This window comes from Streptomyces sp. ISL-43 (genome assembly GCF_018614195.1).
Lineage (GTDB): Bacteria > Actinomycetota > Actinomycetes > Streptomycetales > Streptomycetaceae > Streptomyces.
The window spans coordinates 293,085-313,319 of sequence record NZ_JAGGOT010000013.1 but is presented as its reverse complement, the minus strand read 5'-3'; the positions used below and the strand labels follow the sequence as shown (position 1 = coordinate 313,319).

General features: G+C 71.2%; 19 protein-coding genes. 6 read left to right on the top strand and 13 right to left on the bottom strand.

Translation table 11 applies throughout. The annotated features are described in order from the left end of the window. Positions 1-9: 9 nt before the first annotated feature. Genes J7F03_RS09465 through J7F03_RS09455 form a run of 3 tightly spaced genes read right to left on the bottom strand, consistent with a single transcriptional unit; the run spans position 10 to position 2,786 of the window. Positions 10-717, bottom strand: a complete 708-nt coding sequence (locus J7F03_RS09465) for an HNH endonuclease family protein (RefSeq protein ID WP_214948200.1) — start codon at positions 715-717, stop codon at positions 10-12. Positions 718-753: 36 nt separating this feature from the next. Next, the gene (locus tag J7F03_RS09460) at positions 754-2,106 is read right to left on the bottom strand and encodes a replication-associated recombination protein A (protein WP_214948199.1); all 1,353 of its coding nucleotides are present in this window, start codon (positions 2,104-2,106) and stop codon (positions 754-756) included. A 59-nt stretch (positions 2,107-2,165) separates the two neighbouring features. Further along, a complete protein-coding gene (locus J7F03_RS09455) occupies positions 2,166-2,786 on the bottom strand; it encodes a vitamin K epoxide reductase family protein (protein ID WP_214948198.1) in 621 nt (206 codons plus the stop codon). Positions 2,787-2,923: 137 nt separating this feature from the next. On the opposite strand from J7F03_RS09455, the gene J7F03_RS09450 reads away from it, so the two are divergent. The 4 genes from J7F03_RS09450 to J7F03_RS09435 are packed head-to-tail and all read left to right on the top strand — an operon-like array spanning position 2,924 to position 6,479. After that, the gene (locus J7F03_RS09450) at positions 2,924-3,802 is read left to right on the top strand and encodes an ABC transporter ATP-binding protein (RefSeq protein ID WP_214948197.1); all 879 of its coding nucleotides are present in this window, start codon (positions 2,924-2,926) and stop codon (positions 3,800-3,802) included. Beyond that, complete coding sequence (locus J7F03_RS09445; RefSeq protein WP_214948196.1) at positions 3,799-4,641, top strand: ABC transporter permease; 843 nt, start codon at positions 3,799-3,801, stop codon at positions 4,639-4,641. Before J7F03_RS09450 ends, J7F03_RS09445 begins: the two co-directional genes overlap by 4 nt. After that, positions 4,617-5,837, top strand: a complete 1,221-nt coding sequence (locus J7F03_RS09440; RefSeq protein ID WP_308379265.1) for a sensor histidine kinase — start codon at positions 4,617-4,619, stop codon at positions 5,835-5,837. The genes J7F03_RS09445 and J7F03_RS09440 overlap by 25 nt, the downstream gene beginning before the upstream one ends. 12 nt (positions 5,838-5,849) lie before the next feature. Then, positions 5,850-6,479 (top strand): response regulator transcription factor, encoded by a 630-nt coding sequence (locus J7F03_RS09435; RefSeq protein WP_214948195.1) that lies wholly within the window; start codon positions 5,850-5,852, stop codon positions 6,477-6,479. 177 nt (positions 6,480-6,656) lie between these two features. On the opposite strand, the gene hisS is transcribed toward J7F03_RS09435, so the two are convergent. Together hisS and J7F03_RS09425 are read right to left on the bottom strand one after the other, a co-directional pair. Beyond that, positions 6,657-7,916: a histidine--tRNA ligase gene (gene hisS, locus J7F03_RS09430; RefSeq protein WP_214948194.1), complete on the bottom strand. Its 1,260-nt coding sequence runs from the start codon at positions 7,914-7,916 to the stop codon at positions 6,657-6,659. A gap of 10 nt (positions 7,917-7,926) precedes the next feature. Continuing rightward, positions 7,927-8,640 (bottom strand): MBL fold metallo-hydrolase, encoded by a 714-nt coding sequence (locus tag J7F03_RS09425; protein ID WP_214948193.1) that lies wholly within the window; start codon positions 8,638-8,640, stop codon positions 7,927-7,929. Positions 8,641-8,793: 153 nt separating this feature from the next. Here J7F03_RS09425 and J7F03_RS09420 point away from each other — a divergent pair, with 153 nt between their 5' ends. Next, positions 8,794-9,576 (top strand): peptidylprolyl isomerase, encoded by a 783-nt coding sequence (locus tag J7F03_RS09420; RefSeq protein WP_214948192.1) that lies wholly within the window; start codon positions 8,794-8,796, stop codon positions 9,574-9,576. 191 nt (positions 9,577-9,767) lie between these two features. Continuing rightward, a complete protein-coding gene (locus tag J7F03_RS09415; protein ID WP_214948191.1) occupies positions 9,768-10,997 on the top strand; it encodes a DUF349 domain-containing protein in 1,230 nt (409 codons plus the stop codon). Between the two features lie 95 nt (positions 10,998-11,092). On the opposite strand, the gene J7F03_RS09410 is transcribed toward J7F03_RS09415, so the two are convergent. The 8 genes from J7F03_RS09410 to ruvC form a co-directional block, all read right to left on the bottom strand. Continuing rightward, positions 11,093-13,516: a bifunctional (p)ppGpp synthetase/guanosine-3',5'-bis(diphosphate) 3'-pyrophosphohydrolase gene (locus J7F03_RS09410; RefSeq protein ID WP_214948190.1), complete on the bottom strand. Its 2,424-nt coding sequence runs from the start codon at positions 13,514-13,516 to the stop codon at positions 11,093-11,095. Between the two features lie 199 nt (positions 13,517-13,715). Then, positions 13,716-14,264, bottom strand: a complete 549-nt coding sequence (locus tag J7F03_RS09405; RefSeq protein ID WP_214948339.1) for an adenine phosphoribosyltransferase — start codon at positions 14,262-14,264, stop codon at positions 13,716-13,718. A gap of 2 nt (positions 14,265-14,266) precedes the next feature. Next, positions 14,267-15,322 carry a protein translocase subunit SecF gene (secF, locus tag J7F03_RS09400; RefSeq protein ID WP_214948189.1) on the bottom strand — a complete coding sequence of 352 codons (1,056 nt, stop codon included), beginning with the start codon at positions 15,320-15,322 and terminating at the stop codon, positions 14,267-14,269. A 3-nt stretch (positions 15,323-15,325) separates the two neighbouring features. Beyond that, positions 15,326-17,107: a protein translocase subunit SecD gene (gene secD, locus J7F03_RS09395; RefSeq protein ID WP_214948188.1), complete on the bottom strand. Its 1,782-nt coding sequence runs from the start codon at positions 17,105-17,107 to the stop codon at positions 15,326-15,328. Positions 17,108-17,258: 151 nt separating this feature from the next. Further along, entirely contained in the window at positions 17,259-17,726 is a 468-nt protein-coding gene (gene yajC, locus J7F03_RS09390) for a preprotein translocase subunit YajC (RefSeq protein WP_214948187.1), read from the bottom strand. 166 nt (positions 17,727-17,892) lie between these two features. Further along, positions 17,893-18,954, bottom strand: a complete 1,062-nt coding sequence (gene ruvB, locus J7F03_RS09385; RefSeq protein WP_214948186.1) for a Holliday junction branch migration DNA helicase RuvB — start codon at positions 18,952-18,954, stop codon at positions 17,893-17,895. Positions 18,955-19,043: 89 nt separating this feature from the next. Further along, complete coding sequence (ruvA, locus tag J7F03_RS09380) at positions 19,044-19,676, bottom strand: Holliday junction branch migration protein RuvA (RefSeq protein ID WP_214948185.1); 633 nt, start codon at positions 19,674-19,676, stop codon at positions 19,044-19,046. Beyond that, on the bottom strand, positions 19,673-20,209 hold the full coding sequence (gene ruvC / locus J7F03_RS09375; RefSeq protein ID WP_214948184.1) for a crossover junction endodeoxyribonuclease RuvC: 537 nt from the start codon (positions 20,207-20,209) through the stop codon (positions 19,673-19,675). The genes ruvA and ruvC overlap by 4 nt, the downstream gene beginning before the upstream one ends. Positions 20,210-20,235: the final 26 nt, after the last annotated feature.

Here is a 20,235-nt window from a genome sequence, read left to right as displayed (position 1 = left end):
AACCTGGGCCTAGGCGCAGGTGCCGAGCATCTCCTGCAGCGCCTGCTTCTCGGGCCGGGTCACGGACAGCCCGTACTTCGCCTTGACGCCGGTGTAACGCCGCGCGTACTCGCACCAGTAGCCCCGCTGCGGCGGCTTCCACTTGTCGGCGGTCTTACTGCCCTTGTCGTAGTTGGTCTGCTTGTCCACCGCGAGCAGCACGTCGAGGTCGTTGGCGTACTCCAGCCTGCGCTGCGCGGTCCAGGCGTACGCGCCGCCGCGCCAGGCGGCGCCGAGGGCGACGACGTGGTCGGTCTGGATCTGCGAGGCGCGCCGGTAGGAGTAGGGGAGCTCTTTGCCGGTGTACGGGTCGTGCAGCACTCCGGAGAGGACGACGCAGGGGTTGCGGTCCCCCTCGCGCAGCTCCCGCAGATCCCTGCGGAGCACGTCGTCCCGGGTGTCGCACCCGTTGCGCCCGCCGACGGCGTCGGTCTCGTCGGACCAGTACCTGCCGAAGTTCTCGCGCTTGTACGTCTCCCAGTTCTTGCCCCACTCGACCTTCAGCCCGGCCAGCCGGGTCTTGGCGGTGGCCGCGGCGGGCGGGAACCCGGCACTGGCGAACGGCACCTGCGCGACCAGCGCCGCGGCGCTGGCGTGAGCCGTCCCGGCGTCACCGTGATGGCACCCGCCGATCAGCAGCGCGGCCACGGCGGCGATCAGCGGAGCAGGGCGTCCCATGCGACGGAGCCTAGGTCCCGCCGGCTGCGCCGCGGGTCAGGACCCGCCGCGCAGCCGCTCCCGCACCTTCTCCACCACGTCCGCGTACCGCGCCTCCGCCCCGTACCGCGTCGGCTCGTAGTACCTCTTGCCGTGCACCACGTCCGGCGCGTACTGCTGCGCGGCGATCGCGCCGGGCACGTCGTGCGGGTAGACGTACCCCACCGCGTGCCCCAGCTTCGCCGCCCCCTTGTAGTGCCCGTCCCTCAGGTGCGCCGGCACCGTGCCGGCCAGCCCTGCCCGTACGTCCGCCAGCGCGGCGCCGATCGCCGTCGTCGCGGTGTTCGACTTCGGGGCCAGGGCCAGGGCGATCGTCGCGTGCGACAGGGTCAGCGCCGCCTCGGGGAAGCCGATCATCGCCACCGCCTGCGCGGCCGCCACCGCGAGCGGCAGGGCCGTCGGGTCGGCCAGCCCGATGTCCTCGCTCGCCGAGATCATCAGCCGCCGCGCGATGAACCGCGGGTCCTCCCCCGCTTCGATCATCCGCGCCAGATAGTGCAGCGCCGCGTCCACGTCCGAGCCGCGGATCGACTTGATCAGCGCGCTCGCCACGTCGTAGTGCTGGTCGCCGTCCCGGTCGTACTTGACCGCCGCCCGGTCGACCGCCTCCTCCACCGTCTGGAGGCTGATCTCCGGCTCGCCCTTGGCGATCGCGGAACCGGCGCCGGCTTCGAGAGCCGTCAGGGCCCGCCGCGCGTCACCGCCCGCGATCCGCAGCAGGTGTGCCTCGGCGTCCGCCGGGAGGGAGACCGCCCCGCCGAGACCGCGCTCCTCGGTCAGCGCCCGGCGCATCAGCGCGCTCAGGTCTTCGTCCGTCAGCGGTTCCAGCGTCAGCAGCAGGGACCGCGAGAGCAGCGGGGAGATGATCGAGAAGTACGGGTTCTCCGTGGTCGCGGCGATCAGCGTGACCCAGCGGTTCTCCACGGCCGGCAGCAGGGAGTCCTGCTGCGCCTTGCTGAAGCGGTGGATCTCGTCGAGGAAGAGGACGGTGTCCTTGCCGTAGCCGCCGGCCGCCCGTTTGGCGCCCTCGATGACGGCCCGTACCTCTTTCACGCCGGCCGTGATCGCGGACAGTTCCACGAAACGCTTCTTCGTCGCCTGGCTCACCACGTAGGCGAGCGTGGTCTTGCCGGTGCCCGGCGGACCCCACAGGATCACCGAGGACGCCCCGGCCGGACCGCCCTCCCCGTCCCCGACGAGCCGCCGCAGCGGCGAGCCGGGCTTCAGCAGGTGCTGCTGGCCGACGACCTCGTCCAGGGTGCGCGGGCGCATCCGGACGGCGAGCGGAGAACTGGAGGGGTCCTTCGCCTGGCGGTCTTCGGCAGCGGCGGTGAAGAGGTCTGGTTCCACACCGGAAGCCTATGCGAGCCCACCGACAGGGCCGCCCGGGCCAGGACTGCCTACAGCCCTCAGCTGGTCCAGAAGTCCCACCAGCGGGTCAGGATCAGCATGCCGATGATCCCGATGTGCAGGACGGGCAGCACCCAGGTGAACTCGTCGAAGAAGCCGCGCAGCCAGCCGGGGGCCGCCAGCATGCGGTTCCGGACGTTGTGCGAGGTGACGTACCAGAACATGACGATGGTGGCGACCCACGCGAGGCAGCACCACAGGCACAGCGAGTTGATGTTGTACAGCGACTGGTACATCAGCCAGGTGCAGAAGCCGACGCCGAAGAGCATCCCGGCGTTCAGGGTCAGCCAGTACCAGCGCGGGAAGCGGGCCCGCGCGAGCAGGCTCATGCCGACGCAGACGACGATGCCGTAGGTGACCAGCCCCAGCATCGGGTTCGGGAAGCCGAAGACGGCCGCCTGGTCGCTGGTCATGATGTTGCCGCAGGAGACGATCGGGTTGAGGCTGCAGCCCGGCGTGAAGTTCGGGTCCTCCAGCAGCTTGAACTTGTCGATCGTGATGACCCAGGCGGCGAGCAGCCCCGCGGCCCCTGTGATCACCAGCAGCAGGGCGAGCGCCCGGCTGCCGCCGACCGCCGTCCGCGGCTCCGCGGTGTCCGTGCCGGTCCCTCGTGTCGTCATCCCGCCCGCTCCACATCTGCAAGGTCAACAAGCACCGGTCATTGTGCCGTACGCGGCCGGCTGTCCACCGTTCGACGGACATAAGGAGGTACGCACGGGGGGACCGGTGGACGCGCCTGCGGCACACCATTCAAGACATGACACAGAACGCGGTGGAAGTGCGGGGGCTTCGCAAGCAGTACGGCGATGTCACCGCGGTGGACGGACTGGACCTGACCATCCGGCGGGGCGAGGTCTTCGGCCTCCTCGGGCCCAACGGCGCCGGCAAGAGCACCACGGTGGAGATACTCCAGGGGCACCGGGAGCGGGACGGCGGCGAGGTGCGCGTCCTCGGCGCGGACCCCGCCACGGGCGGCCGGGCCTGGCGCTCGCGCGTCGGCATCGTCTGGCAGGACGAGTCGGCGCCCGCCGAACTGACCGTACGGGAGTCGGTGGAGCACTTCGCCCGCTACTACCCTGCCCCGCGCGACCCGGCCGAGGTGATCGCCCTGGTCGGCCTGGAGCACAAGCGCGACCACCGGATCAAGGGCCTCTCCGGCGGCCAGCGGCGCCGTCTCGACGTGGCGCTCGGGGTCATCGGCGACCCGGAGCTGCTGCTCCTGGACGAGCCGACCACCGGCTTCGACCCGGCCGCCCGGCGGCAGTTCTGGGACCTGATCCGGCTGCTGTCCGGCGCGGGCACCACCATCGTGCTCACCACGCACTACCTGGAGGAGGCCGAGGCCCTCGCCGACCGGCTCGCGGTCATCGCCCGCGGCAAGGTCGTCGCCGAGGGCGAACCGGCCGCGCTGCGCGCCCGCCTCGGGACCGGTGCCACCGTCCGGTGGACCGACCGCGACGGCGGCTCGCGCAGCACCGACACCCAGACGCCCACCCGTACCGTCGCCGAGCTGATGACCCGCTTCGACGGCGAGATCCCGGACCTGAGGATCACCCGCCCCACCCTGGAGGACGTGTACCTGCGCCTCACGGGCCGGCTCGACCGCGGCACGACGCAGCAGGAGGAGTCCCGATGAGCACCGTGACCGGTACGAGCGCGAGCACCGGCGCCAAGGCCCTGCCCGGCGCCTGGTCCCTGGGGATGAGGCGGGGCCTGCTGGAGATCAGGCAGTTCGCGCGCCAGCGCGACGCCGTGATCTTCACCTTCGCCTTCCCCATCGTCTTCCTCGCCCTCTTCGCCTCGATCTTCAGCGACGGCATGGAGGGCACCGGGGTCACCGCCTCCCAGATGTACGCGGCCGGCATGGTCGCCGCCGGCATCATGTCCACCAGCTTCCAGTCCCTCGGCATCTCGATCGCCGTCGAACGCGACGAGAAGGTGCTGCGCCGGCTGCGCGGGACCCCGATGCCGCCGGCGGCGTACTTCCTCGGCAAGGTCTGGCTGGTGCTGGTCACCGGCCTCGCCGAGACGGCGATCCTGCTGCTGGTCGGCTCCACCCTCTTCGACCTCGATCTGCCGACGTCCGCCGCCAAGTGGCTGACCTTCGCCTGGATCTTCACCCTGGGCCTGGCCGGCTGCGCCCTGCTCGGCATCGCCATCAGCAGCCTGCCCAAGTCCGGGAAGAGCGCCAGCTCGGTCGTGGTCCTGCCGTTCCTGATCCTGCAGTTCGTCTCCGGTGTGTTCATCCCGGTCCATCAGATCCCGGACTGGCTGCTGAACATCGGCGCGCTGTTCCCGCTCAAGTGGATGTGCCAGGGGCTGCGCGGGGTGTTCCTCCCGGAGTCGGCGGCCGTTCTCGAACAGGCCGGCGGCTGGGAGTATGGGAAGGTCGCCCTGGTCCTGGGCGCCTGGGTCTTGGGGGGTCTGGTCCTGTGTCTGGTGACCTTCAAGTGGAAGAACCGCCGCGACGGCTGAACGGCCCCGACCGGTCCCCCGGAGCGCGCGAGTCCCACGTCTGGGACCGCGCCTTCGGGCCGTGGGACTTCTACTTCGGGCTGGTGTGGGCCGCCACCGCGGCCTTCGTCCTGGGCGCCGGCTTCCCGCCGCTCGCCCACCGGCTGGCCGCCGTGGCCCTGCTCGCGCTGCTCGTCCCCTGGTACGTGTGGGCCGGACGTCCGCTGCTGCTGCTGGAACCGGGCGCCCGGTCCGGCCGGTCGCTGCGCTACCTGGCGGGGAACCTGGCGCTGTTCCTGCCGGCCGCCGCCCTGGCCGGCGAGGCCCGCATGATCACCTTCGCCCTCGCCCCGACCTGCTTCATGCTGCTGCCGCTGCGCCGGGCGGTGGCCGCGGTGGGGCTGGTGTCCCTGCTGCCCGTGGCCGGCTGGGCACTGCTCTGGCGGCCGCCCGGAAACGCCGTGTTCGTGAGCTTCCTCGGCGCGGCCGTCACCTTGGCCTTCTCCGCCTTCTTCGGCGCCTGGATCATCCGCATCATCGAGCAGAGCCAGAACCGGGCCTCCCTGATCGCCGAACTCGACGCCAGCCGGGAGGAGGTGGCCAGGCTCTCCGCCGAACGCGGCGCCCACACCGAGAGGGAACGCATGTCCCGGGAGATCCACGACACCCTCGCGCAGGGCTTCACCAGCCTCCTGATGCTGGTCCAGGCCGTGCAGTCGGAGCTGGACACCGATCCGGCGCAGGCCCGCCGCCACCTGGAGCTGATGGCCGCCACCGCCCGGCAGAACCTGGCGGAGGCCCGCGCCCTGGTCACCGGCGGCGCACCCGCCGACCTCGACGGCGGCTCGCTGCCCGACGCCGTACGCCGCCTCGCGGCCCGGCACGATCCGCCGGCGGCCGTGTCGGTGACGGGTGACGTCCGCGCGCTGAGCCCGGCGCTGGAGGTCGTGGCCCTGCGCACCTGCCAGGAGTCCCTGTCGAACGCGGCCCGGCACGCCGGCCCCGGCGCCCGCGCCACCCTCGGCCTCGCCTACACGGCCTCGACTCTCACCGTGTCGGTACGGGACACGGGCCGCGGTTTCGACCCGGCGTCCGTGCCCCTGGGCTACGGCCTGCGGGGCCTGCGGGCCCGGGTCGCGGAGGCGGGCGGCTCGGCGGCCGTCGACAGCGCGCCGGCCGCGGGCACCACCGTCACCGTCACCCTCCCGCTCGACTGAGGAGCCGCAGACATGATCCGCATCCTGCTCGCCGACGACCACCCGGTGGTACGGGAGGGCCTGCGCGGCATGCTCAGCGCCGAACCGGACCTGGAGGTGGTGGCCGAGGCCTCCAACGGCCCCCAGGCGGAGGCACTGGCCGCGAGCCTGGGGGCCGCCGGCCTCGACCTGATCCTGATGGACCTGCGGATGCCCGGCGGCGACGGCGTCGAGTCGATCGCCCGCATCACGGCGGCAGGGCTGCCGGTTCGGGTGGTGGTCCTCACCACCTACGAGGACGACCGGGACATCCTGCGCGCGGTGGAGGCGGGCGCGGCGGGCTACCTGCTCAAGGACATGACCCGGGCCGAACTGGCCGGGGCCGTACGCGCGGCCGTCCGCGGCGAGACGGTCCTCGCCCCGACGGTGGCGGGCCGCCTGGTCGACCGGCTCCGCACCCGCCCGGAGCGGCCCCGTCTCTCGGAGCGCGAGGTGTCGGTGCTGCGCCTGGTCGCGGAGGGCGCGACGAACGCGGAGATCGGCCGCCGCCTGTTCGTGGCGGAGTCCACGGTCAAGACGCACCTGCTGCGCGTCTTCGGCAAGCTGGAGGTCACGGACCGCACGGCGGCGGTGACCACGGCCATGCGGCAGGGCTTGCTCTGACCGTGACCGCTGCGCGGGCTCTCCCCGCCCCGCTCTTTCGCCGTTTCGCGGGGCCCCGCCCCAGACCCCGCACCTCAAACGCCGGCGGGGCTGGGATCGCCCGTAAGGCGATCCCAGCCCCGCCAAGGAGCACGTGCGGGCCGGCGGCAGCCGAATCCAGCCTCGCCGGAACGACCGTCAGGCCAGCTTCGCGCGGACCGTGTCCACCAGATCGGCCAGGGCCACCGGGGTCTGCTCCCCGGACTCCATGTCCTTCAGCTGGACCACGCCCTCTTCGAGGTCGCGGTCGCCCGCGACCAGCGCGAAGCGCGCCCCGCTGCGGTTCGCGTCCTTCATCGCACCCTTGAGGCCCTTGCCCCCGTACGAGATGTCCGCCGCGACACCGGCCCGCCGCAGCTCGGTCACCAGACCGAACAGCACCGGCTTCGCCCCGCCCAGCGCCACCGCGAAGACGGAGGTCGCCGACGGGATGTCCAGCTCGATGCCCTCGGCTTCGAGCGCCAGCACCGTACGGTCCACTCCGAGCGCCCAGCCGACCGAAGGCAGCGCCGGCCCGCCGATCATCTCGGAGAGGCCGTCGTAGCGGCCGCCGCCGCCGACCGCCGACTGCGAGCCCAGACCGTCGTGCACGAACTCGAAGGTGGTCCGCGTGTAGTAGTCCAGGCCGCGCACCAGCTTCTCGTCGTCCTCGAAGACGACCCCGGCCGCCGTCACCAGCGCCCGCACCTCCTCGTGGTACGCCTTGCACGCGTCGCACAGGTAGTCCCGCAGCATCGGCGCGCCGACCAGCTGCTTCTGTACCTCGTCCCGCTTGTCGTCGAGGACGCGCAGCGGGTTGATCTCGGCACGGCGGACGGTGTCCTCGTCGAGGTCCATCCCGCCGAGGAACGCCTGGAGTGCCTCCCGGTACACCGGGCGGCACTCCTTGTCGCCCAGCGAGTTCAGCAGGATCCGGAAGTTGCGCAGGCCCAGCGAGCGGTACGCCTGGTCGGCCAGGATGATCAGCTCGGCGTCCAGCGCCGGGTCCTCGGCGCCGATCGCCTCGGCGCCGACCTGCGAGAAGTGGCGGTAGCGGCCCTTCTGCGCCCGCTCGTAGCGGTAGTAGGAGCCGGAGTACCAGAGCTTGACGGGCAGGCCGCCGAGCTTGTGCAGGTTGCCCTGGAGCGCCGCGCGCAGCACGGACGCGGTGCCCTCGGGGCGCAGGGCGAGCTCGTCGCCGCCCTTGGTCGTGAGGGTGTACATCTCCTTGCTGACGATGTCGGTGGACTCGCCGACACCGCGCGAGAACAGCTCGACGTTCTCGAAGCCGGGGGTCTCGATGTACCCGTAGCCGGAGTTCTTCAGGGGCGCCGAGATCGCCTCGCGCACCGCCAGGAAGGTGGCGGAGCGGGGCGGCAGCAGGTCGTACGTGCCCTTGGGGGCCTGAAAAGTACTCACGAAACTCTCGTCACATTCCTCGTCGTGGAGCGGCTGTCGGGTCCGCTGCCAGGCCGGCCGCGACCTCCCGCAGGTACGGGTTGGTCGCGCGCTCTCGGCCGATGGTGGTCTGGGGACCGTGGCCGGACAGGACCACGGTCGAGTCGTCGAGCGGCAGGCACACGCGGCCCAGCGATTCGAGGATCTCGGCGTGGGAGCCGCCGGGCAGGTCGGTGCGTCCGATGGAGCCGGCGAAGAGCAGGTCGCCCGAGAAGAAGACCGAGGGGATGTCGGCCAGCTCGGGCATCCGGAAGGTCACCGACCCCCTGGTATGGCCGGGCGCGTGCGCCACCGAGAAGTCCATGCCCGCCAGCTTCAGACCCGCGCCGTCGGTGAGCTCGCGGACGTCGTCCGGCTCCCCCACGGTCAGCTCGCCCATGAGCGGCATCCCGATGGAGCGGCCGAGGGCCTTCTCCGGGTCGCTCATCATGTAGCGGTCCTCGGGGTGGATCCAGGCCGGCACGTCGTGTGCTCCGCACACCGGGACCACCGAGGCCACATGATCGATGTGGCCGTGGGTCAGGACGACCGCGACGGGCTTGAGCCGGTGCTTCCTCAGCGTCTCCTCGACACCCTGGGTGGCCTGGTGGCCCGGGTCGATGATGACGCACTCCTCACCGGCGGCGGGGGCGACCACGTAGCAGTTGGTCCCCCAGGCCCCGGCAGGGAATCCGGCAATCAGCACGTTCGTCCTCAATCGTCGTCCGGCGGGAGGCTGCAGATCGGAATGCTGCTGCTCAGAGCCTACCGGCGCCGCTCATTACACAGCGAACCCATATACGGTACGGCCTATCCCAGCCCGGACAGTGGTATCAGATACGCACAAGGAGACGACCCGGTGGTCACGAACGATCAGCGGCGGCGCCAGCTCGCCAGGGAGAAGTACGAACGCCAGCAGAAGCGGCGTGTCGAGGCACGGCAGAAGTCGCGCAGGCGCGCGGCCGTGATCGGTGCGGCGGTGGCCGTGGTGGTCGCGACGCTGGTCGGCCTGGTGGTCGGCGGCGTCTTCGACAAGGACAAGAAGGACGAGGCGGCCGACCCGGCCGCGAACCCGTCGGCCTCGCCGACCCCGCAGCAGTCCCCCTCGCCGGCGATGGCGATCGACGCCAAGGCGAAGTACACCTTCGCCCTGAAGACCAGCGCGGGCGACGTCACGTTCGAGATGGACGCGGCGAAGACCCCGCAGACGGTCAACTCGTTCAAGTCGCTCGCCGACAAGAACTTCTTCGACAAGACCAAGTGCCACCGCCTGACGACGAACGGGATCTTCGTCCTGCAGTGCGGTGACCCGCAGGGCACCGGCATGGGCGGCCCCGGCTACACCATCGCCGACGAGAACCTCGACTCGCTCGGCAAGGCCAACGAGCAGGGCCAGGTCGTCTACCCGGCGGGCACGGTGGCGATGGCGAACACCGGCCAGCCCGGCTCGGGCGGCAGCCAGTTCTTCCTGGTCTACAAGGACAGCCCGCTGGCCCCGTCGTACACCCCCTTCGGCAAGATCGACGCGGCCGGACTGAAGGTCCTCGAAGAGGTGGCCAAGGCCGGTACGGCCGACGGCGGCCAGGACGGGGCCCCCAAGACCCCCGTGACCATCGAGAAGGGCACCGTCACCCAGAACTGACCAGGACCAGGCGCCCCGTGCCCGGCCGGCGTCCCGCCCGTACGTCGATATTCCGTCGTGCTGGATGCGGACAGCCGGCCCGGCGGTCGCCTATGTTGGCGTTGTGCAGGGCGGGCGCGGCCCGCCCCAGGAAACTGTGGACGATGCCCAGGGGGCGAACCCCTCGCAAGGCATCAGGTGGAGGAGGCGCTGTGAGCAGCGACCCGTGGGGCCGAGTCGACGAGACCGGCACCGTGTACGTGCGTACTGCCGATGGCGAGAAGGTCGTCGGCTCGTGGCAGGCCGGCACCCCGGAGGAGGCCCTGGCCTACTTCGAGCGCAAGTACGAGGGCCTGGTGGTCGAGATCGGCCTCCTCGAACGACGGGTGCGGACCACCGATCTGCCCGCCAAGGACGCCCAGACGGCCATCGAGCACCTGCGCACGCAGGTGGACGAGCACCACGCCGTGGGCGACCTCGAGGCGCTGCGCGTCCGGCTGGACAAGCTCGTGACGACGGTGGACTCGCGGCGCGAGGAGCGCAAGGTCCAGAAGGCCAAGCAGACGGACGAGGCCCGTACGGCCAAGGACGCGCTGGTCGTCGAGGCCGAGCAGCTGGCGCAGAGCGACCAGTGGCGCAGCGCCGGTGAGCGGCTGCGGGCGCTGGTGGACATCTGGAAGGGTCTCCCCCGCCTCGACCGCAAGTCGGACGACGAGCTGTGGCACCGCTTCTCGCACGCCCGCTCCGCCTTCTCCAAGCGCCGCAAGGCGCACTTCGCCTCGCTCGACGCGCAGCGCGAGGACGCCCGCAAGGTCAAGGAGAAGCTGGTCGCGGAGGCCGAGTCGCTGTCGAAGTCGACCGACTGGGGTCCGACGGCCGCCCGCTACCGCGAGCTGATGGAGAGCTGGAAGGCCGCGGGCCGCGCTCAGCGCGAGTCCGAGGACGACCTGTGGAACCGTTTCCGCGGCGCGCAGGACGTCTTCTTCGCGGCGCGCAGCGAGGTGTTCGCCGAGCGCGACGCCGAGCAGGTGGAGAACCTGAAGCTGAAGGAGGAGCTGGCCGACGAGGCCGAGAAGCTCGTCCCGATCACGGACCTGAAGGCCGCCCGTGCCGCCTTCCGCTCCCTGAACGAGCGCTGGGAGGCCATCGGCCACGTACCGCGGGACGCGCGTCCCAAGGTCGAGGGCCGGATGCACTCCGTCGAGCGGGCCATCCAGGAGGCCGAGGAAGGCGAGTGGCGCCGTACGAACCCGGAGGCGCGAGCCCGCGCCGCCGGTCTGACGGGGCAGCTGCAGGCCGCGGTCGACAAGCTGCGCGGTCAGATCGACGCCGCGCGCGCGACGGGCAACAACGCGAAGGCCGACAAGCTGTCCCGGGAGCTGGAGGGCCGTCAGGCCCTGCTGGACCAGGCGTTGAAGGGCCTCGAGGAGTTCGGCGGCTGATTCCGGCCGCCCCGCACGCATGAGGGCCCCGGTACGGAGATTTCCGTACCGGGGCCCTCGTGCGTGGCCCGTGTACGGGCCCTCGTGCGCGTCGGCTACGGCCTGCGGGCCGAGGTCACGCGGTAGACGTCGTAGACGCCCTCGACGCCCCGTACGGCCTTCAGGACGTGCCCCAGGTGCTTCGGGTCGCCCATCTCGAAGGTGAACCGGGAGGTGGCCACCCGGTCGCGGGAGGTCTGCACGGCCGCCGACAGGATGTTCACGTGCTGGTCGGACAGGACGCGCGTGACGTCCGACAGCAGCCGGGACCGGTCCAGTGCCTCGACCTGGATGGCGACCAGGAAGACGGAGGACTGGGTGGGCGCCCACTCGACCTCGAGCATCCGCTCGGGCTGCTGGGAGAGCGAGTCGACGTTGACGCAGTCCGCGCGGTGAACCGATACGCCGCTGCCCCGCGTGACGAACCCGATGATCGGGTCGCCCGGCACCGGCGTGCAGCAGCGGGCCAGCTTGACCCACACGTCGTCGACGCCCTTGACGACGACACCGGGGTCGGCGTTGCCGCGTCGCGAGCTCCGGCCGCGGGCCGGCGGAATGCTGTCCTCGATGTCCTCGTTGGCCGCGTCCTCGCCGCCGAGGGCCTGCACCAGCTTCTGCACGACGTTCTGGGCGGTGACGTGGCCCTCGCCGATCGCCGCGTAGAGCGAGGAGATGTCCGGGTAGCGCATCTCGTGCGCGAGCGTGACGAGCGAGTCGCCGGTCAGGATGCGCTGGATCGGCAGGTTCTGCTTGCGCATGGCCCGCGCGATGGCGTCCTTGCCGTGCTCGATGGCCTCGTCGCGGCGCTCCTTGGAGAACCAGGCACGGATCTTGTTCCGGGCCCGCGGGGACTTGACGAAGCCCAGCCAGTCGCGGGACGGGCCGGCGCCTTCGGCTTTGGAGGTGAAGACCTCGACCAGGTCGCCGTTGTCGAGCGTGGACTCCAAGGGGACGAGGCGGCCGTTGACCCTGGCCCCTATGGTCCGGTGGCCGACCTCGGTGTGGACGGCGTACGCGAAGTCCACGGGAGTGGCTCCGGCCGGCAGCGCTATGACGTCGCCCTTGGGCGTGAAGACGAAGACCTCGTTGCGCGAGAGGTCGAAGCGCAGCGAGTCGAGGAACTCGCTCGGGTCCTCGGTCTCCTTCTGCCAGTCCAGCAGCTGGCGCAGCCAGGCCATGTCGTTGACCGTGTCGTGGCCCGCGCTGCCCTTGGCGGCCTGCGGGACGTCGGTGCGGACCTTGGAGGTGCCGGCGACGGTCTGCTGCTTGTACTTCCAGTGCGCGGCGATGCCGTACTCGGCGCGGCGGTGCATGTCGAAGGTGCGGATCTGGAGCTCGACCGGCTTGCCGCTGGGCCCGATGACCGTCGTGTGGAGCGACTGGTACATGTTGAACTTGGGCATCGCGATGTAGTCCTTGAACCGGCCGGGGACCGGATTCCATCGCGCGTGCACCGTGCCGAGGGCGGCGTAGCAGTCCCGCACCGTGTCCACCAGGACGCGGATGCCGACCAGGTCGTAGATCTCGGCGAAGTCGCGGCCCCGCACGATCATCTTCTGGTAGACGCTGTAGTAGTGCTTGGGCCGCCCGGTGACGGTGGCCTTGATGCGGGCGGCCCGCAGGTCGGCCTGCACCTCGTCGGTGACGACGGTGAGGTACTCGTCCCGCTTCGGTGCCCGCTCGGCCACCAGCCGGACGATCTCGTCGTACATCTTGGGGTAGAGGATCGCGAAGGCGAGGTCCTCCAACTCCCACTTGATGGTGTTCATGCCCAGCCGGTGCGCCAGCGGGGCGTAGATCTCGAGCGTCTCGCGGGCCTTCTTCTCCTGCTTCTCCCGCTTGAGGTAGCGCATGGTGCGCATGTTGTGCAGGCGGTCGGCCAGCTTGATGACCAGGACCCGGGGGTCCTTGGCCATGGCCACGACCATCTTGCGGACGGTCTCGGCCTGGGCCGCCTCGCCGAACTTGACCCGGTCGAGCTTGGTGACGCCGTCGACGAGCAGGGCGACCGCGTCGCCGAAGTCGCGCCGCAGGTCCTCCAGCCCGTACTCGGTGTCCTCGACGGTGTCGTGCAGCAGGCCCGCCATCAGCGTGGCCGGGTCCATGCCCAGCTCGGCGAGGATCGTCGTCACCGCGAGGGGGTGGGTGATGTACGGGTCGCCGCTCTTGCGCTTCTGGCCGCGGTGCCAGCGCTCGGCGACCTGGTAGGCCTGCTCGAGCTGGCGCAGCGTCGACGTCTCGATCTTCGGGTCGTTGCTGCGGACTATGCGGAGCAGCGGTTCCAGGACCGGGTTGTACGGGTTGGAACGCTGGACGCCGAGGCGGGCCAGCCGCGCGCGCACCCGGTTGGAGGACCCGGCCGACTTCGCGGGCACGGGCTTGACCGGCGGGGCCGGCGGGGGCGTGGCGGCGGGCGCCGCGGCCGGCTCGGCCTGCGGGTCGGGCTGCGCGGCGGAGATTGGCTGGACCTCGTCTGGCAAGAGCGCTCCTCAAGCGGATCCGGGTCCCCGGTCAGGTCCGGATAACCCATGGTAGCGATGGTTCCCCCACCCCGTTCCCCGAGCCCGCGCCCCGACCGCCTTCGGCCCCGCCGACATCCGCGCAGCGGTTCGCCCCGCACACGCCGAAGCGGGCGTGCTCCGGGATGTCCCGGTGCACGCCCGCTTCACGCGGACAGGGTCAGACCACGATCAGCGCGTCGAGCGGGGCATCGCCCAGCGTCCGCGCCAGCCGCGCGCGGCCGGGAAGGAACGACAGTTCCATCAGGACCGCCACACCCGCGACCTCCGCACCGGCCCGCCGGATCAGCTCCAGCGAGGCTGCCGCGGTACCACCGGTGGCCAGCACGTCGTCGATGACCATGACCCGGTCCCCGGCGGCCAGCGCCTCCGCGTGGATCTCGATCTCCGCCGAGCCGTACTCCAGGTCGTAGGACTGCAGGAGCGTCGCCCCCGGCAGCTTTCCGGCCTTGCGTACCGGCACGAAGCCGATGCCCGCCTGCACGGCCACCGGAGCCGCCAGGATGAACCCCCGCGCCTCCAGTCCGACGATCTTCGTTGCCCCGTACGTCCGGGCCAGCTCCACCAGCGCGTCCGTCAGGGCGCCGAACGCCTTCGGGTCGGCCAGCAGCGGGGTGATGTCCTTGAACATCACGCCCGGCTTCGGGTAGTCCGCCACGTCCGTGATCCGGCCGAGCAGCAGGTCCCGTACGTCCGGGGAGAGCTCCACGGTCACCGGCGCCGTCCCGAGCGGCCCTGGGCCACCACCTGCGGACCGTCCTCGGACTCGACTCCGTCCTCGGGCGTCCCGCCCTTGACATCGCCGGCCGCCCGCTTCGCGAGCACCCGCTTCTTCAGCGCCTTCATCGCCGGCTCGCGCTCCTTCAGGTCCACGACCAGCGGGGTCGCGATGAAGATCGACGAGTAGGCGCCGGCCGCGAGGCCGACGAACAGCGACAGCGAGATGTCGTTCAGCATGCCGGCGCCCAGGAAGCCGCCGCCGATGAAGAGCAGCGCCCCGACCGGGAGCAGCGCGACGACGGTGGTGTTGATCGAGCGGACCAGCGTGCCGTTGATGCTGCGGTTGGCGATCTCGCTGAACGTCCAGCGGGTCTGCTTGGTGATGTCCTTCGCGCCCTCCTTGAGACCGTCGAAGACGACGACGGTGTCGTAGAGGGAGTAACCGAGGATGGTCAGCAGACCGATGACCGTACCCGGGGTGACCTCGAAGCCGACGAGCGCGTAGACGCCGACCGTGATGGTGAGGTCGTGGATCAGCGCGATGAGCGCCGCGATCGCCATCCGCCACTCGAAGGCGATGGCGAGGTAGATCACCACGAGGACCATGAAGACGCCGAGGCCGGTCCAGGCCTTGTTGGCGATCTGCTCGCCCCAGCTGGGGCCGACCAGGTCCGCGTTGATCTGACCCGCTTCGACCTTGAGGTCGGCGGCGAGCTTGGTCTTCACCTCGGCGGCGGAGTCCGTGTCCAGACCCGAGATCTGGATGCGCAGGCCGCCGGTGCCGAGCTCCTGGACGATCGCGTCGTGGCCGGAGGCCTTCTCCGCGTCCTCGCGGGCCTGGGTCTCCGAGACGGACGTCTTCGGGGTGGTGAAGACGGCACCGCCCTTGAACTCGATGCCCATGTTGAGGCCCTGAACGGCCAGGGCCACGATCGCCGTGATGGTGATCAGGATGGAAACGCCGTACCAGACGAAGCGCTTGCCGACGAAGTCGTAGCCGACCTCACCTCGGTACAGCTTGGCGCCGAGATCTCCGAGCTTCGACATCTCTCACGCCTCCTTTGCGTCGACGGGAACGGAGACGGTCGCGGCGGCCGCGCCGGAGCCGGTGCGACGCGAGCGTCGCAGCGGCGGCTTCGCGCCCAGTCGCTTCGGGTCCAGCCCGGACCACGGGTGACCGCTGGCGAAGAAGTTCGTACGGGCCAGCAGCGTCATGACGGGCTTGGTGAAGAGGAACACCACGACCACGTCGAGCAGGGTCGTCAGACCCAGGGTGAAGGCGAAGCCCTGCACCTTTCCGACGGTGACGATGAACAGCACGGCGGCAGCCAGGAACGACACGAAGTCGGAGACCAGGATGGTGCGCCGGGCACGCGGCCAGGCACGCTCGACGGCCGGACGCAGGGTGCGGCCCTCGCGGATCTCGTCCCGGATGCGTTCGAAGTACACGATGAACGAGTCGGCGGTGATGCCGATCGCGACGATCGCACCGCAGACGGCGGGCAGGTTCAGCGCGAAGCCGATGCCCTTTCCGAGCAGCGCCATGATCGTGTAGGTGAGGATGCCGGAGACGATGAGGCTGATGATGGCGACGAACGCCAGGCCCCGGTAGTACGCCAGCAGGTAGATCACGACGAGCGCGAGGCCGATGGCGCCGGCGATGAGGCCGGCCTTCAGCTGCTCGCCGCCGAGCGCGGCGGTGACGGTGGTGACGCTGTCCTCCTGGAAGGACAGCGGCAGGGCGCCGTACGAGAGCATGTTGCCCAGGTCCATCGCGGACTGCTGGGTGAAGCCGCCGGAGATCTCGGCGTTGCCGCCGGTCAGCGCCTGGCTGACGGACGGGTCGGAGATGACCTCGCCGTCGAGCACGATCGCGAACTGGTTCTGCGGGGCCTGCTTGGCAGCGAGCTCACCGGTGATCTTGGCGAACTTGTCGGCGCCCTTGTCGGTGAACTGCATCGTGACGATCCACATGCCGCGCTGCGGGTCGATGACGCCCTTGGCGTCCTTCACGTCCTGGCCGTTGACCTGGGCCGGGCCGAGCACCCACTTGCCCCAGGCCTCGCCGCGCTTGCCACAGGCGAGCGTCGGGTCCTCGGGCTTGACGTTCTTGCTGACGGCGGCGCGCTGCTCCTCGTTGCTGCAGTCCAGCGCGGCGAACTTCGCCTGCAGGTCCGCGGCGGCGGCCTCGTCGGCGTTCGGCGCGGACGGCGACGGGGCGGCCTTGTCGTCTGCCTTCTTCGACTCGCTCGCCGAGGGCGAGGGAGAGGGGGCGTTCGGGGCCTTGAGGGCCTCACTGAGCGCACGGCCCTGGGAAGTGGCGCTGGACGACGGGGTGGGCGCACTGGCCGACGGAGAACCGGAGCCGCTGGCGGAGGGGCTCGGGGAACCGCTCGCGTTGGCCTCGGGGGTGACCGGGGCGCCGTCCGCCACCGCGAGCACGGGGCGGAAGTAGAGCTGGGCGGTGGTGCCGACCTGCTCGCGCGCCTGCTGCTCGTTCGTCCCCTTGGGGATGTTCACGATGATGTGGTCGCGGCCCTGCGTCTGGACCTCGGCCTCCGACACGCCGAGACCGTTGACACGGCGCTCGATGATGCCGACCGCCGTGTCCATGTTGGTCTTGTTGATCGCGTCCGGCTTGCCGGGCTCGCTCTTGGCCTTGAGCGTGATGCTCGTACCGCCGGCGAGGTCGATACCGAGTCGCGGAGTCGTCTGCTTCGTGAGGAACATCCCCGCGGTGAGCGCCACCATCGCGATCAGGATGATGGCCAGGGAACGCCCCGGCCTCCCCTGAGCCCCCGTGGGCCGCCGGCCCTTCTTCGGTGCTGCCACCTTGTCGTATCTCCCTGTCCAACCGTCCCGCGCCGGGTCAGCGCGCGGACGGCCACGAAATGTGTGTGGGGACCCCTGCCCCCCGCAGAAGTGTCAAGGCGGGGACCGCGCGGGCGCCGGTCAGGCGTCCTGTGCGGCCCCCGGCCGGGCGCTACTTCGCGCCGGCCTCGCCGTCGGCCTTGCCGTCCTTCGGCTCGTCGCCCTCGGGCGCCTGCGCCTGGGGCTCGTCCGCCTTGGGCTCGTCCTTCTTGCCCAGGTCGAGCTTGGGAGCCTCGTCCTCGGTGAGGGAGGACGCGTCGTCCGGGACGACCGGCGTGTCGATCGTCAGATCATCGGTGATGCCGTGGACGATGCGGTTGTACTCCTCGTCCTCGAGGACGGCGCCGATGGCGTTCTTCGCGTAGATCGCGTGGACGCCGGGAGCCACCTCGAGCGTGACGGTGTCGTCACCGATCTCCTTCACCGTGGCGTACATGCCGCCGATGGTGCGGACACCGGTGCCGGGCGCCAGCTGGTCGCGCATCTGCACGGCCTGCTGCTGCTTCTTCTTCTGGCTGCGGGTCAGCAGGAACATCGCCCCGATGATCAGCAAGAACGGGAGGAGGGAGAGGATATTCACGGGACGCAGGTCCTTCGCATCGACCGCACGAGTGGGCGGCCTTTTCTACGGGGGGTGGGTACGCCGACCGTAAGGGTCGGCATCGGCGGAGTCTAGGCGAGTCCGCACCGATGGAACAACGCCCAGCATGTCATCGCAGTTCCTGGCGAGGCCACCCTCCTCGCCGTCAGGCCCTGAACAAGCCCTGTTGTCCGCTTGATCCGCTCCCGCTCTGCTGCGGTGGGACAAGTCCCAGGTGAGCCCATGCGGCCGGGGTCGCGACCCGCCCCCGAGGGGTCCTGGCCAGAAGTCCTTCCCTTACGAGGAACGGCTCGGCCACCTCTTCGACGGTCTCCCGCTCCTCTCCGACGGCCACGGCCAGCGTCGAGAGGCCCACGGGGCCGCCGCCGAAGAGCTTGAGGAGCGCCTCCAGGACGGCCCGGTCGAGGCGGTCGAGCCCGCGCCCGTCGACCTCGTACACCTGCAGGGCGGTGCCGGCGACCTCCCGGTTGATCACGCCGTCGGCCCTGACCTGGGCGTAGTCGCGCACGCGGCGCAGCAGCCGGTTGGCGATGCGCGGGGTGCCGCGGGAGCGTCCGGCGATTTCGGCGGCCCCGGCGGTGTCGATCTCCACGTCGAGCAGGCGCGCGGAGCGGTGGATGACGCGCTCCAGCTCCTCGGGGGCGTAGAACTCCATGTGCCCGGTGAAGCCGAAGCGGTCGCGCAGCGGCGGGGGGAGCAGGCCGGCCCGGGTGGTGGCGCCGACGAGGGTGAAGGGGGGCAGCTCCAGCGGAATGGCGGTCGCGCCGGGCCCCTTGCCCACGATCACGTCGACGCGGAAGTCCTCCATGGCCATGTACAGCATCTCCTCGGCCGGCCGGGACATGCGGTGGATCTCGTCGAGGAAGAGGACCTCGCCCTCCTGGAGGGAGGACAGGATCGCGGCCAGGTCTCCGGCGTGCTGGATGGCGGGGCCGGAGGTGATCCGGATGGGCGCACCCATCTCGGCGGCGATGATCATGGACAGGGTGGTCTTCCCCAGCCCCGGGCCGCCCGACAGCAACACGTGATCGGCGGTGGCGCCGCGCTGGCGGGCCGCCTTGAGGACCAGGTCCAGCTGCTGGCGGACCTTCTCCTGGCCGACGAACTCACCGAGGTCCTTGGGTCGCAGGGCCGCCTCCACGGCGGTGTCCTCGCCGTCCGCCGCCGCCGCGACGATCCGGTCGTCGCTCTCGTCATCCCAGTTCACGGTGTCAGTCTGCCTTCTCGGTGGTGCGGTGGTGTGCGTGCGGGCCGCCCTGCCGGGGCTCCGCCCCGGACCCCGCGCAGCGGCAACGGTCAGCGGGCCCGGTTCAGGGACTGGAGTGCGGCGCGCAGGAGCTGCGGCACCGGGGCGGAGCCGCCGGCGGCGATGGCGGCCTCCGCCTGCGGCGTCACCGCCGACACCGCCTCCTCCGCATCGCGGGAGGCGTACCCGAGCCCGATCAGCGCGGCGGACAGCTGCTCGCTCCAGGGCGCCGGGCCGGAGGCCGCGGCGCGCTGCGCTCCGACCATCCCGCTCGAACCCAGCGGCGCGCCCAGCTTGTCCTTCAGATCCAGCAGCAGCTTCTGCGCGCCCTTCTTCCCGATGCCGGAGACGGCCATCAGCGCCTTCTCGTCCCCCACGGAGACGGCGACGCGCAGCGCGTCCGGGCTGTGCACCCCCAGCATCGCCTGCGCGAGCTTCGGCCCGACCCCGCTCGCGGTCTGGAGCAGTTCGAAGACCTGGCGCTCGTCGTCGTCGGCGAAGCCGTACAGCGTGAGCGAGTCCTCGCGCACGACCAGGGACGTCGCCAGCCGGGCCGTCTCGCCCATGCGCAGGCCGGCGATGGTGCCGGGCGTGCAGTGCACGGCCATGCCCACTCCCCCGACCTCGATCACGGCCAGGGTGGGGGCGAGCGCGGCGACGGGGCCGCTGACGAAGGCGATCATGAAGTGCGGCCTTTCAGGGCGGTGGCATGCTGGGCGACCGCCTGCTGGAGGCGGTTCTGCGCGGGGGCGCGCCAGATGTGGCAGATGGCGAGGGCCAGGGCGTCCGCGGCGTCCGCGGGCTTGGGCGGGGCGGACAGCCGCAGCAGCCTGGTCACCATCGCGCCGACCTGCGCCTTGTCGGCGCGGCCGCTGCCGGTGACGGCGGCCTTGACCTCGCTCGGGGTGTGCAGGGCGACCGGCAGCCCGCGCCGGGCGGCGCACAGCATGGCGACGGCGCTGGCCTGGGCGGTACCCATCACCGTGCTGACGTTGTGCTGGCTGAACACCCGCTCCACGGCGACGACTTCGGGCCGGTGCGTATCGAGCCACTCCTCGATGCCCTGCTCGATCGCGACGAGCCGGTGGCCCAGTTCCGCGTCCGCGGGCGTCCGCACGACGCCGACGCCGAGCATCGTCAGGGGGCCGCCGGCCACCCCCTCGACCACGCCGACACCGCATCGGGTCAGCCCCGGGTCAACGCCGAGTACGCGCACCCAGCCCCCTCCTTCGATCTCCTGTA